11 protein-coding genes are annotated in these 12,774 nt (G+C 54.5%); 7 read left to right on the top strand and 4 right to left on the bottom strand.

The annotated features are described in order from the left end of the window. Positions 1-46 precede the first annotated feature (46 nt). The 5 genes from nosZ to DS878_RS10945 all read left to right on the top strand — a co-directional run bounded on the left by nosZ (position 47) and on the right by DS878_RS10945 (position 5,741). A complete protein-coding gene (nosZ, locus tag DS878_RS10965; RefSeq protein ID WP_113815996.1) occupies positions 47-1,942 on the top strand; it encodes a TAT-dependent nitrous-oxide reductase in 1,896 nt (631 codons plus the stop codon). Positions 1,943-2,148: 206 nt separating this feature from the next. Then, a complete protein-coding gene (locus DS878_RS10960) occupies positions 2,149-3,414 on the top strand; it encodes a nitrous oxide reductase family maturation protein NosD (protein WP_113815995.1) in 1,266 nt (421 codons plus the stop codon). Then, complete coding sequence (locus DS878_RS10955; RefSeq protein ID WP_113815994.1) at positions 3,414-4,346, top strand: ABC transporter ATP-binding protein; 933 nt, start codon at positions 3,414-3,416, stop codon at positions 4,344-4,346. The genes DS878_RS10960 and DS878_RS10955 overlap by 1 nt, the downstream gene beginning before the upstream one ends. Continuing rightward, positions 4,343-5,173, top strand: a complete 831-nt coding sequence (locus DS878_RS10950) for an ABC transporter permease (protein ID WP_113815993.1) — start codon at positions 4,343-4,345, stop codon at positions 5,171-5,173. Before DS878_RS10955 ends, DS878_RS10950 begins: the two co-directional genes overlap by 4 nt. Positions 5,174-5,186: 13 nt before the next feature. Beyond that, positions 5,187-5,741, top strand: coding sequence for a nitrous oxide reductase accessory protein NosL (locus tag DS878_RS10945; RefSeq protein ID WP_113815992.1), 555 nt, complete (start codon positions 5,187-5,189; stop codon positions 5,739-5,741). Here the strand turns inward: DS878_RS10945 and DS878_RS10940 are convergent. The 3 genes from DS878_RS10940 to moaA all read right to left on the bottom strand — a co-directional run bounded on the left by DS878_RS10940 (position 5,738) and on the right by moaA (position 10,214). After that, positions 5,738-7,468: a thiamine pyrophosphate-binding protein gene (locus DS878_RS10940; protein WP_113815991.1), complete on the bottom strand. Its 1,731-nt coding sequence runs from the start codon at positions 7,466-7,468 to the stop codon at positions 5,738-5,740. The genes DS878_RS10945 and DS878_RS10940 overlap by 4 nt on opposite strands. Before the next feature lie 42 nt (positions 7,469-7,510). After that, positions 7,511-9,124 carry an FAD-dependent oxidoreductase gene (locus DS878_RS10935; RefSeq protein ID WP_113815990.1) on the bottom strand — a complete coding sequence of 538 codons (1,614 nt, stop codon included), beginning with the start codon at positions 9,122-9,124 and terminating at the stop codon, positions 7,511-7,513. A 97-nt stretch (positions 9,125-9,221) separates the two neighbouring features. Further along, positions 9,222-10,214: a GTP 3',8-cyclase MoaA gene (gene moaA, locus DS878_RS10930; RefSeq protein ID WP_113815989.1), complete on the bottom strand. Its 993-nt coding sequence runs from the start codon at positions 10,212-10,214 to the stop codon at positions 9,222-9,224. Positions 10,215-10,409: 195 nt separating this feature from the next. Between moaA and DS878_RS10925 the strand changes: the two genes are divergently transcribed. After that, positions 10,410-10,778: a YbaN family protein gene (locus tag DS878_RS10925; protein ID WP_113815988.1), complete on the top strand. Its 369-nt coding sequence runs from the start codon at positions 10,410-10,412 to the stop codon at positions 10,776-10,778. 29 nt (positions 10,779-10,807) lie between these two features. Further along, positions 10,808-11,245, top strand: coding sequence for an RrF2 family transcriptional regulator (locus tag DS878_RS10920; protein WP_113815987.1), 438 nt, complete (start codon positions 10,808-10,810; stop codon positions 11,243-11,245). Between the two features lie 42 nt (positions 11,246-11,287). Here DS878_RS10920 and DS878_RS10915 read toward each other — a convergent pair whose 3' ends face one another. After that, the gene (locus tag DS878_RS10915; protein WP_113815986.1) at positions 11,288-12,733 is read right to left on the bottom strand and encodes a WS/DGAT/MGAT family O-acyltransferase; all 1,446 of its coding nucleotides are present in this window, start codon (positions 12,731-12,733) and stop codon (positions 11,288-11,290) included. Between the last annotated feature and the right edge of the window lie 41 nt (positions 12,734-12,774).

Raw genomic sequence — 12,774 nt, 5'->3', positions numbered from 1 at the left:
AAAAATGAAAAACAAAATGCCATTACCAATAACGGAGTTGGATGCTATGAAAAAGACAGATGAGTGCGAAAAGGACGTGCCCGAAAACGGCGAAAACAGTCTGAGCCGTCGCCGCTTCCTTGGTGCTACTGCGCTGGCTGGAGCGGTCGGTGCCGCAGGCCTTGGTGGCACAGTTATGACTCGTGAAGCCTTTGCCGCTGCCGCCAAAGAAGCCCAGAACAAGATCCACGTGGGCCCGGGTGAACTGGACGAGTACTACGGTTTCTGGAGTGGCGGTCACCAGGGCGAGGTTCGTGTTCTTGGCGTACCCTCCATGCGTGAGCTGATGCGTATTCCGGTGTTTAACGTTGACCCGGCAACAGGCTGGGGAATAACCAATGAAAGTAAAGACGTTCTTGGCCACGACAACAAGTTTCTGAACGGCGACTGTCACCACCCGCACGTTTCCATGACCGATGGTCGTTATGACGGTAAGTATCTGTTCATTAACGACAAAGCCAATACCCGTGTGGCCCGCATTCGTCTGGATATCATGAAGTGTGACAAGATCACTCACATTCCGAACGTACAGGCCATTCATGGTCTGCGCCTGCAGAAAGTGCCCCATACAAAGTATGTGTTCTGTAATGCCGAATATGTAATTCCTCATCCGAATGACGGCAGCGACTTCTCCATGGAGAACAGCTACACCATGTTTAACGCACTGGATGCGGAAACCATGGAAGTCGCCTGGCAGGTGATTGTAGACGGCAATCTGGATAACACAGATGCTGACTACACGGGCAAGTATGCGGCTTCTACCTGTTACAACTCTGAGAAGGCTTCGGATCTGGCCGGTACTATGCGTAACGATCGCGACTGGGTTGTGGTGTTCAACGTTGAGCGCATAGAAGCTGCCGTTAAAAACGGCGACTTCAGGACTCTGGGTGATTCCAAAGTGCCTGTGGTGGATGGACGCTCCGGCTCAAAGCTGACTCGCTATATTCCTGTGCCGAAGAATCCGCACGGTGTGAACACCTCTCCGGATGGCAAATATTTTATCGCTGCCGGCAAGCTGTCGCCTACCTGTACGGTTATTGCGATTGATAAGCTGGACGATGTGTTTGATGACAAAATCGGACTTCGTGACGTGGTCGTTGCTGAGCCTGAACTGGGTCTTGGGCCTCTGCATACCACTTATGATGGCCGTGGCAACGCATACACCACACTGTTTATCGACAGCCAGGTGGCCAAGTGGAATATCGCTGATGCCATCAGGCATTACAACGGCGAGAAAGTTAACTATCTGCGCCAGAAGCTGGACGTGCACTATCAGCCGGGCCACAACCATGCATCACTGACGGAATCCCGGGATGCTGATGGCAAGTGGCTGGTTGTGTTGTCCAAGTTCTCGAAAGACCGCTTCCTGCCTGTAGGTCCTCTGCACCCGGAGAACGATCAGCTGATCGATATCTCCGGCGATGAAATGAAGCTGGTTCACGATGGTCCTACCTTTGCCGAGCCACACGACTGCATTATGGTCCGTCGTGATCAGATCAAGACCAAGAAGGTCTATACCCGCGATGATCCATACTTCGCCAGTGCCCGTGCGCAGGCAGAGAAGGATGGTATTACCCTGGAATTCGACAACAAGGTGATCCGCGACGGTAACAAGGTCCGCGTTTACATGACGTCGGTTGCGCCCATGTATGGTCTTACTGAGTTCAAGGTGAAGCAGGGTGATGAGGTGACTGTGTATGTTACCAACCTGGACACCATTGAGGACGTGACCCATGGATTCTCTATGGTAAACCACGGTGTGAGTATGGAAATCAGTCCTCAGCAGACTTCTTCGGTGACGTTTGTCGCGGATAAGCCTGGGGTTCACTGGTACTACTGCAACTGGTTCTGTCACGCTCTGCACATGGAGATGACTGGCCGGATGCTGGTGGAGAAGGCCTGATTCAGGTTTGGAATCGGAGCTCTGTACAGGGCTCCGGTTTTGCTTGATTTTGAGAAGCAATACACAGGAAGAGCCTCTACCAAAACACGCTGTGAATACGTCCCTGTACGCTTGGCTCCGCCATCCATGGCTCCGCACAGTTTTGGTAGAGGCTCTTCCTGTGTATTGCCCAATTTTGGCAGTAGCTTTCTTCGAGAACTCATGTGATGCACCAGATTTTGCGTTTAGGGGTGGCCCTGACCGTCGCCTTTCTATCGCTGACTGCCCGGGCCGATGTACAGCAGCAGCTGGATGATCTGGAACCCGGAGTTACCTTCGAGCTTCCTCCCGAAAACCTTTCGTCGCTGGCTATCAGGGTGCCGGGGGTGACTGTTGCCTGTGCTGCGGAAACTCTGATTGACGGTGGAGGCAATGGAAATGCTGTTGAGATTCAGGCGGAGGGTGTGACCTTGTCTGGCTGCCGTATCCGGAACTGGGGTACGGATCTGAACAAGTTGAATGCTGGTGTTTTCGTTCAGCGGGAGGCCCGTGGCGCGACGGTGGAGGACAGCGATCTGCAGGGTACTGCATTTGGTATCTGGCTGGATGCGACGCCGGGAGTGACAGTGAAGAACAATACTATCCGTGGTGATGCGACTGTTCGTCCGAACGATCGGGGTAATGGCATCCATCTGTTCAATACCACCGGTGCGTTGATTGAAGGAAATGATATTCGTCAGACGCGGGATGCGATTTATATAGAGACTGCAAACGGGAACAGGATTCGCAATAACACTATGGCGGATCTGCGCTACGGAATTCACTACATGTACTCCATGGATAATCTCCTGGAAGGCAATGTGACCCAGGGAACCCGGACGGGTTATGCGTTGATGCAAAGCAAGCGTCTTACGGTAATCAATAACCGCTCCGAGAATGATGAGAACTACGGCATTCTGATGAACTTTATTACCCAGTCGGTACTTCGGGGGAATGTGGTTTCAGGGGTGTCGCAAGGCCAGACCGCCGGGGTGTCCGTTTCCGGGGCTGAAGGCAAGGCCGTTTTCATTTATAACTCTTTATACAATACCTTTGAAAACAATGTGTTCCGGGACAGCGGCGTGGGCATTCATCTCACCGCAGGCTCGGAAGACAATGATGTGGTTCGTAATGCATTTATCAATAATCAGCGCCAGGTCAAGTATGTAGCCCAGCGAACACAGGAGTGGTCGAAGGATGGTGGGGGCAATTACTGGAGCGATTACCTGGGCTGGGATCGTAACCAGGATGGCATTGGTGATGTGCCTTACGAGCCCAACGATAATGTTGATCGCTTGTTGTGGACCTACCCTGAAGCAAAAATCCTGATGTTCAGCCCGGCGGTGGACACGCTGCGCTGGGTTCAGGAGGCGTTTCCTGTCGTTAAGGCCGCGGGTGTCACCGATTCACACCCGCTGATGAGCCCTCCTTCAATGTTAAAACCGGAGTCCTGATGAGCTGTTTTCATCTTGAGAATGTGAGCTACCGGTACGATAAGGCACTGGTATTGAATGGCGTTGATCTGCGCCTTGAGCCCGGAGAGATTCTCGGGTTGTTTGGTCACAACGGAGCAGGCAAAACCACCAGTATCAAACTGATTCTGGGGCTGATGAGGCCAACCGGAGGCAGGGTGTCGGTGCTGGATGGCGAGGCGGGTGACCCCGGAGTCAGCCAGCATATAGGTTACCTGCCTGAGAATGTGATGTTCTACCCGCAGCTTACCGGCCGGGAAATTCTTGCTCATTTTGCCCGGCTCAAAGGCGCGAGCCTGCGCCAGGTTCCGGAGCTTCTGGGCCAGGTCGGGCTGGACGATGCCATGGATGCCCGGGTTAAAACCTATTCCAAAGGTATGCGTCAACGACTTGGTCTTGCCCAGGCATTGCTCGGAAAACCCCGGCTACTGATGCTGGACGAGCCCACTGTCGGGCTGGACCCGGTAGCGACGGCTGATCTATACAGGTTGCTACGCAAGTTGCGTGATAAGGGTACAGGCATCGTGCTCTGTTCCCATGTACTTCCCGGGGTGGAGCCTTATATCGACAGAGCTGCGATTCTTACGGATGGCAGTCTTAAAGCTGTTGGCGACCTTGGCGCTCTGCGTCGACAGGCACACATGCCGGTAACCCTCTCTCTTGAACCCGAAAATAGCGTGGAAGCGCTGGAAGCTGCAGTAAACAGCGCGCAGGCAACGGAGGGTCTGATGGTGCACCACGATAACGGCCGGTTGCATGTGGATGTCCAGCCATCCGGAAAAATGGCACTGGTCAAAGCTCTGATGGCATCCGGCGAGGTTCGTGACCTGGGTATCTATCAGCCCACGCTGGAGGATGTCTACGTGCACTTCATTGGTTCTGGGGGACTTGCTCACCGTGGAGGTGCCCAATGAACAGCATCTGGACCATCGCCCGTAAAGAGCTCAGTGATAGCTTTCGAAACCGCTGGCTGATTGCGATCGCTCTGGTATTCGCAACACTAGCGCTGGGCATTGCCTGGTTTGGAGCAGCGGCATCGGGGCAGGTGGGTTACGCATCCACGCCAGCAACGATTGCCAGCCTGGCGAGCCTGGGCATTTTTCTTATCCCGCTTATCGCACTGCTGCTGGCATACGATGCCATTGTAGGGGAAGAAGAGGGCGGCACACTCCTGTTGTTGATGACTTACCCACTGAGTCGCGGGCAACTGCTGTTCGGCAAGTTTCTTGGTCATGGGTTGACTCTCGCACTGGCCACCCTGGCTGGCTTTGGCGTAGCCGGTATAGCCATCGCCATGCTGGTAGACGACATCGCGGTTGGCGCGCTCGCCATTGCCATGTTGCGCTTTATTGCGTCAACCACACTGCTTGGATGGGGCTTCATTGCACTGGCATATGTGGTCAGTGTGCGGGTGGGAGAGAAACCCGTTGCTGCGGGGCTGGCACTTGCGATCTGGTTCTTTTTTGTTCTGGTTTTCGACCTGCTGTTGCTGGGAGTCCTGGTTGCCAGTCAGGGCGAATTCAATCCCGATTTACTGCCCTGGCTATTGTTGCTGAACCCCACGGATATATACCGTTTGCTCAACATTGTTGCCTTCAGCGATGGCGCACAGCTCAGTGGTGTTCTCAGCCTGGGCTCTGATTTGCCTGTCGGCCCGGCCGGGCTCTGGCTGGCACTGGTTCTTTGGTTTGTTATTCCCTTAACCGGCGCATGGGCTTTGTTCCGTAAGCGTCGTATCTGATCTGGAGATTTTCATGAAACCTGTTTGTTCAGTCTTTTTACCCGCTGTGCTGATGTTTTTGGCATTCCTGTCAGGGTGTTCCGGAGAGAAAGAAACGGTCGCTGAAAAGCCGGCACCTGTGCATATTGAATCCGGCGATGAGTGCCACGTGTGTGGCATGGCGATAACCCGTTTTCCCGGACCCAAAGGCGAAGTGATTACTGAAAAGGAGCAGACTGTCCACAAGTTCTGCTCCACCCGAGACATGTTCTCGTGGGTACTGCAGCCTGAGAACGTAAACCGCAACCATACCCTGTACGTTCATGATATGAGCCAGACTGAATGGGACAGCCCGGCAGATACGGCTCTGATTGACGCCCGCGAAGCCTTCTATGTGGTTGGCTCTGAACGTAAAGGCGCTATGGGTCCGACTCTCGCATCTTTCTCAACGGAATCGGCTGCCCATGGCTTTATGATGGAGCACGGTGGTGAGGTGATCAGGTACGAAGCCATTACCCTGGAACACCTGAACACTGAGATGCCCATGGGTAATATGCATGGAAGCATGCATGGCGGTATGCACCACTAAGGCCGCACTTTCCTCCAAAGGGCGCGCCCGACAATCCTCACCTTGTCCCGGGTTTCCATCCGGCCAAGGTTTGTTTTGACCACGCCCTTGGTAAACCGTGTCGACTTGGAATAATCAATTCGCACGTCCACCAGAACCGGATGCCCTGCGGCTGACTTTTGCAGGGCGGTTGCCATACTTTCAGAAATGTCGTGATTTCCCGCCATTGATACAAACTCAACACCACAGGCTCTGGCAAAAGCTTCATAGTCTACTGTGCCCAGCACTGTGCAGGTTTTCTGGTTGTAAGGAATCTGTTGTGCCTGGGCAATCTGTGAAAGTTCGCCATCATTGAATACAAATATCATGACTCCGGCCTGAAGGCGTGCGGCTGTTACCAGCTCCATACCGGTCATCAGCAATGCGCCGTCGCCTACAATACCTGCAACCTGACGCTCCGGATTAGCCAGTTTGGCGCCGATGGCACCTGGAACACAGTAGCCCATGGCATTGAAGTCGCTGGGTGACATGTAATTCCTTGCCCCCAGAATGGGCATCAGCTCGGCTACCAGAAAGGTATGGTTGCCATCGTCAGCAACGATGATCGCATCGTCCTTCAGCTGCTCACGCAGGTGGCTGAAAAACAGTTCCGGGTTTACGCGATCACCGCTGTCGTGCTCCCGCCACTCTTTCTTGTAGGCGGCTTTGTCTCTGGCAATCTGTTCCCGGATACCGGTATTGGCAGGAACGGATTTTATGGCTTTTACAGCTTTCAGGAGCGCGGGCAGGGTAACTCTGGCGTCGCCCTCAATCGAGTGGCTGGCGGGGTAGTTGGCGTTGAAAACCTCGGGGTTGATATCCAGATGAATCAGGCTCTCAGGGGGATTGATGCCATAGCTGCCGGTGGGGATTTCGGAGAATCGCGTGCCGACGGCCAGCAGACAGTCTACTTTGGCAAAGGCATTGGTTGCCGCCGGTATGGCATAATTGCCCATGCCCATTCCCGTGTGCAGCGGGTGGTTTCCCGGGAAGGCGCTGAGCCCCTGAAGTGTGGTTGAAACCGGAGCGTCCAGCAGTTCGGCCAGCTCAATCAGGTCTGCTTGCGCGTCGACAGAGCCCCAGCCTGCAAAAATACCCGGTTGCCTGGCGTCTGCGAGAGCCCGGGCGGCAGCATCAATCAGTGCCTGTTCCGGTTGTTTTGGCGCAGGCGGAGCCTGGTAAAGGGGCATGTCGTCCACATCGCCCAGAAAATTACTGATATTGAACGGAATCTCGATAAAGACCGGGCCCGGCTCGCCCCCCATTGCTGTGTCATAGGCTTCGTAGAGCGTGGGTATGATCTGCCGGTGGCTGGTAATGCGCCAGGTTTTCTTGGTGATCGGCTTGAGCAGGCTGTGCTGATCCATCTCGTGGAGCTGATAACGGTGCCCCGACTCCGAATGGATTCCGCCAGAAATAATCAGCATGGGAATGCCATCAATGCCGGCCTCGCCGATGCCGCTGGCGGCATGCGTAACCCCTGCTGCAGGAACGATAAGCATTGTGCCCAGTTCGGCACCGGTGCGGCTTACGGCATCCGCCATGAAGGCACCACCACCCTCGTGGGTGACAAGCGTAGGCTCAATGCTTTCAGAGCGGTTCAGCTCGTCATAGATTTCAGTAGTGTGTACGCCCGGAATGCCAAACGTGCGGCGAATACCGAGTTGCTCCAGTGCATGGCGAACGAGTGTGGCGCCGGATTTCTTCATGGGTATACCCTGAGACTTATTATTGTGGATGCATGGTGATCTTTACGGGCGACAGGCAATGCTTTGAGCTGCCCGCCTGCCGTTGAGAATACAGTTAGACAGAAACGTACCCTCCAGCGATCTTATACCGGAGATTCCGCCGCCGCCAAACCCTGTGGCTTCACCCGCAGCATAAAGCCCGGGAATGGCGTTTCCGGCCTGATCGAGCACCCGGGACTGGGTGTCTGTTTGCATGCCGCCCATACTTTTCCGGCTGATCAGTTGTTCACGGATAGCGATCAACGGGCCTGCATCCGGGTCGAGAACAGATTGCAGGTTGCAGGTGCGAAAATGATCTGGCAGCCAGTTTCGAAGCTGTATCAGCCTGCGTATCTGGTCATCATTATGAAGCCTCTTGCCTCGGGCGATATTGCTGTCATAGGTGCGGATATCACGAATCATCTGATCTGCGTGAACATCCTGGGTGCCAGCGGCCTGGTTCATCTTTACCGCAAGTTCCTCTGGTGAGTTCGCGCTGACAACGTCCGGGCAAGAGTCCAGAAGCCAGTCCACCAGAGCCGGGTCGCCGCCACGAAGCGTATTCCAGATTACACGATGCAGTTTGCCATCACGAAAATCCGGATTGGTGTCAGTGCCCGATACGGCCAGTTCCCGCACGGCAATCCGGTAGTTCATCACCTGCCAGGAAATCTGGCCGGGGAGGTTGCCAATCTGTTTGCAGAGATCGTGTGTGTCGAAACCGGTAATCAGTGGCATGGGGCCAATCCGGCGGCCATGGCGATCCATCCAGAGCGCGGAGCGTGGCGGTATCAGGCTCAGACCGTGGTCGGGGAACGCAGGTTCCGGATGACGAATGCCTGCAGCGTAATTCCACATCTGATTAAGGTTGACGACCCGCCCGCCGGCTCTGGCAACTTCATCATGCATGGCGCCGTCTGCATCCGGGCTGGAGCCGCTAAGCAGGTTGTCCGGTGCCGGGCCGTAGCAAGGGTCCCAGTGCTGGCGAACCTTCTGGAGATTGCCGTTAATTCCGCCGGTACAAACCACTGTGTGAGTGGCAGATACAACAAAAGTGCCGGGGTTGTTGGTGATGTTTCCCTGGCACCCGGTGATTTTTCCATCACTCTGGTCAAGGGTATTAACCCGGTGATTTTTAAGAAAAGTCAGTTGCTTCCGGTTGGGGTGAGATTCCAGTTGCTGCAACAAGGTTTGCACCACACCCCGGCCGCAGCCCCAGGCGATGTGGTAGCGGGGAACACTGTTACCATTGCCATACAGGCCTCGTTCAACCCACTGCACAGATGGGAAGAAGCGGATGCCTCGTTGCTTCAGCCAGTCATAGATCATCGGCCGGTTTTGCTCAGCATAGAGTTCCGCCCAGAGCCTTGGCCAATAGTCTTCGTCGCTGAAGCAGGCTGCATTGTGCCAGTCGGAAAGCAGTAACTCGGGGGAGTCTTTGATCTTGTTACGGGCCTGCTCAGCAGTGTTGCTCAGCAGCATGCCACCGAAAGCATCATTGGCCTGGCCGCCGGGTTTACCGCCAGGGGCGCCGTCCAGCAACACTACAGGTATGTTGAAATCCAGAAGCTCCAGCGTTGTTGCCAGTCCAGCGAGGCCTGCACCAATAACGGCAACTTCGGTTTTATAGGTATGCATGGGGTATTACCGGCTCATTTTTATTGATTATTGGTATAAGAGCTTAATACTTGGCGATCCATCAAGCCAGAACAATGACGCAGGTCAGAGGTGTGACTCAGCCTCCCGTCATATTCATGAACCGAAGAATCTGGACATCGCCGTTTGCGGAAAAGTGATGGCGCTCCGGTTTAAGATCCATGGAGTCGATAATTGTTTGCCGGAGTCTGTCGTCAGTTTCCGGATGGCTGCGCAGAACCCGGCGCAGATCGACAGAATGCTCATTGCCCAGGCAAAGCAGTAACCGGCCCTCAACAGTTAATCTCACCCGGTTACAGGTAGAGCAGAAGTTGTGGGAGTGAGGTGAAATAAAACCCACTTTGATAGGGCTGTCTGACATCCGGTAATAACGGGCCGGGCCACCGGAGTCTTCCGGTGTCGGAATCAGATCGTGTTGCTGGCGGACAATGTCACGCACTTCTTCACTGGTACACAGAGCCTGCCCGCGATCATGCTCGGAAATCTCACCCAGTGGCATCTCTTCAATGAAGGTAATATCGATGTTCTTTTTGCGGGCAAACTCTACAAGATCCGGAACCTCATGATCGTTCCCGCCTTTCATCACCACCGTGTTCAGTTTGATGCCTTTGAAACCTGCGTCTCTGGCAGCGTCTATACCCTCAAGTACGCGAGACAGCTTTCCGGTGCGGGTGATACTTGCGAATTTTTCAGGATCCAGGGAGTCCAGGCTGATATTCAGTCGTTTCAGGCCTGCTTTGCGAAGAGGGGCTGCCATGGTGGGCAGCTGGCTGCCATTGGTGGTCATGGCAAAGTCGCGCAAACCGAAGGTGCCGATTTCTTTAACCAGTTCGATAATGTCTTTGCGAACCAGCGGTTCCCCGCCGGTAAGACGAATTTTTTCCGTACCCAGAGAAACGAAAGTTCTGGCCACCCGGGCGATTTCCTCAAGTGTCAGGACCTGCTGTCTCGGCAAAAAGGTCATCTCCTCCGCCATGCAATATACGCAACGGAAGTCGCAGCGGTCGGTAACGGACAGACGCACGTAATTGACGGTTCGGCCAAAACGGTCTGTCAGTTTACTCTGGGACATCTGGTTGCTTCCTGTAACGGCTGATTATGCGTTTACGGATTGATAATAGCTCAAGTATCGCAGAATAAAACGGTGAATCCGATACCCCACGCGGGGTAAGCCAACCGGGCCAGAGAGTTTTGATCGTCTTGCAGGATCTGCTCAGTGAATAGATGTATAATGGATAAATGATTAGGCAAGGCTGAGGTGTGTGCTATGGCAGCGCAATCCGGTAAAATTGGTTTCAGAATTCTCGCGTATGTATCACTAGGGCTCGCGGCAATCGGAGTGGTTTTACCTTTACTGCCTACGACCCCTTTTGTCCTTTTGGCGGCTTTTTTTGCCAGCAAGGGTTCACCGGCATTTGCCAGCTGGCTTGAGGGACACCCCTCGTTCGGGCCTGCCATCAGAGACTGGCGCCGGAACCGGGTTATACCGGTAAAGGCCAAAGTGCTCGCATGCAGCATGATGATACTGAGCTGGGGTCTTCTGTTCGTTGCCGGAGCTGCTGCTGCGGTGCTTGCCGTCTCGGGAATATTTTTGCTTGGTGTCGCGAGCTATTTGCTGACCCGGCCCTCTTACTGACGGCGTTTACTGAACAATTGGAGTTTTGAATGCACATTACCCGCTACACGGATTACTCTCTGCGCGTGCTTATATACCTGTCGGCACAAAGGGATGGCCTGGCTACGATTCAGGAAATTGCAGATAGCTATGATATTTCCAGGAACCACCTTATGAAGGTGGTGCACCAGCTCAACAAGAAAGGTTATATCGAAACCGTGCGGGGTAAAAAAGGCGGAATGAGGCTGCAGATGGCGCCGGAAGATATTAACGTTGGTGTTCTTGTGCGCGAAACTGAACAGGATCTCAGTATCGTTGAATGTCATTCCGCCAATAACACCTGCAAAATCACTTCGGTCTGTGGCCTCAGGCCTGTTTTCGGAGAAGCCCTGCAGGCATTCCTGTCGGTGCTCGACAAATATACCCTGCAAGATGTCATAAAGGATCAGTATCAGCCTCAGTTGCTCAGGCTGCTGCAGATCGCCTGACCTTCCCTGGCCGCGATCTTTTTTATTGGTATGGTTTCAGGTTCAGGCTGTTCCGCCTTTGTTGGTCCGCACTTTTTTGGGCCTGGGTTTGGGCGGCGGAAGAATCAGTTTTTCCAGATCATCCAGTGCTTCGCCCGTATAAACTGCCAGTTTTTGCATGCTGGGCAAGGTGTCCCGACACCCGGTGAATCCAAAGTTCAATGATCCCGCGTAGCTCAGGCAGGTGATATTAAGGGCACCCCCGTGGGCAATCAGCGAAACCGGGTACATGGCCTCAAGCCGGGCACCATCGTAATACAGCCTCCTCTGGGGCCCGGGCACGTTGGATATGGTCACGTTGAACACAGGGCGCATACGCCCTCCAAGGCCAGACATCAGCTGCAGGATATAAGGCGACATCAATAGCATGGTGTATTGGTTAAGCGCGCTCTTTGGCATTTTTTGCAGGTGTTCCTTCGCCCGGCGGCTGGATGATTTTATGTTCTGCAAACGGGTAAGGGGGTCCGCTTCATCTGTGGCGAGGGAGGCAATAATGAAACTGATCTGGGTGCCCATGCCCTGATCATCCGCTGGCCGGATGTTGACAGGAATGCCCGCCGTCAGGGGAGTATCCGGAAGGTCGTCCTGCTCCAGCAGGAAACGCCTCAGGGCTGTACCGCAGAGGTAGAGGACGATGTCGTTCATTGAGGCGCCGGATACTCGTGCCAACTCTTTCAGTCGCTCAAGTTCATAATGCTGAGTGGCAAGCCGGCGCTGGCCGGTTACCCGGTGGTTGATTTTCGAGATGGGCCCGGTGAATGGCGCTGTCAGGCCGTCTTCCGGATGGCGCACCGAGTGCACGAGCCGGCTTCCGGCCCGCCAGAGCGTAGGGGCCATGTCGGCCTGCACTTTGAGGGCATCCAGAGCCTGGGAGAATGCTGCAGGAACCGTGGCTTCTGAATCGGTTTTGCTTCCCCTCCGACTCTGTGGCTTTACCGACCAGGGTGGTGGCATATCCCGCTCGTCAGGGTTGGTGCTCAAGACCCGTTGCAGCAGACGCACGCCACTGATGCCATCAATCATCGAGTGGTGCATCTTGGTGTAGAGCGCAAACCGGTTGTTTTCCAGGCCTTCTATAACGTGGCATTCCCAGAGCGGTCTGGAAAAATCAAGGGGGTTGGAGTGCAGTCGCGAAACCAGTATACCGAGTTCCCGCTCTCCCCCTGGCTTGGGCAGCGCAGAGTGGCGTACGTGGTAATCCAGGTCGATGCTCTTGTCGACTTTCCAGGACGGGACCAGCAACCGGCCGAGGAAACCGGACCATGCCAGCTTGTAGCTCCAGGGTGGAGCAACATCCCCGGTTTCTTTCATTCTGCTGACCATGTCACGCAGGAAGGTTTCAGGGGCGCCTTCCGGTAATGAAAAAATCTGCAGAGTGCCCACATGCATCGGCGTATCTTCTGATTCGACAGCCAACCACGAGGCGTCGAGTGTTCCCAGGCGTTTCATTCCTTATGTACCTCTTCCCGATATCATGCTTGAAAGTGAGG

Origin of the sequence: Marinobacter sp. F3R11, from assembly GCF_003318275.1 — a bacterium.
In the GTDB taxonomy this organism is placed as follows: domain Bacteria; phylum Pseudomonadota; class Gammaproteobacteria; order Pseudomonadales; family Oleiphilaceae; genus Marinobacter.
Note: the sequence above shows the minus strand (reverse complement) of the source record. Positions and strands in the feature narration are given on the sequence as shown.

Coding starts and splice junctions, on each gene's coding strand:
- nosZ (WP_113815996.1), top strand. CDS start 47: ATGAAAAAGACAGATGAGTGCGAAAAGGACGTGCCCGAAAACGGCGAA.
- DS878_RS10940 (WP_113815991.1), bottom strand. CDS start 7,468: ATGAAGAAATCCGGCGCCACACTCGTTCGCCATGCACTGGAGCAACTC.
- DS878_RS10955 (WP_113815994.1), top strand. CDS start 3,414: ATGAGCTGTTTTCATCTTGAGAATGTGAGCTACCGGTACGATAAGGCA.
- DS878_RS10945 (WP_113815992.1), top strand. CDS start 5,187: ATGAAACCTGTTTGTTCAGTCTTTTTACCCGCTGTGCTGATGTTTTTG.
- moaA (WP_113815989.1), bottom strand. CDS start 10,214: ATGTCCCAGAGTAAACTGACAGACCGTTTTGGCCGAACCGTCAATTAC.
- DS878_RS10915 (WP_113815986.1), bottom strand. CDS start 12,733: ATGAAACGCCTGGGAACACTCGACGCCTCGTGGTTGGCTGTCGAATCA.
- DS878_RS10960 (WP_113815995.1), top strand. CDS start 2,149: ATGCACCAGATTTTGCGTTTAGGGGTGGCCCTGACCGTCGCCTTTCTA.
- DS878_RS10925 (WP_113815988.1), top strand. CDS start 10,410: ATGGCAGCGCAATCCGGTAAAATTGGTTTCAGAATTCTCGCGTATGTA.
- DS878_RS10950 (WP_113815993.1), top strand. CDS start 4,343: ATGAACAGCATCTGGACCATCGCCCGTAAAGAGCTCAGTGATAGCTTT.
- DS878_RS10920 (WP_113815987.1), top strand. CDS start 10,808: ATGCACATTACCCGCTACACGGATTACTCTCTGCGCGTGCTTATATAC.
- DS878_RS10935 (WP_113815990.1), bottom strand. CDS start 9,124: ATGCATACCTATAAAACCGAAGTTGCCGTTATTGGTGCAGGCCTCGCT.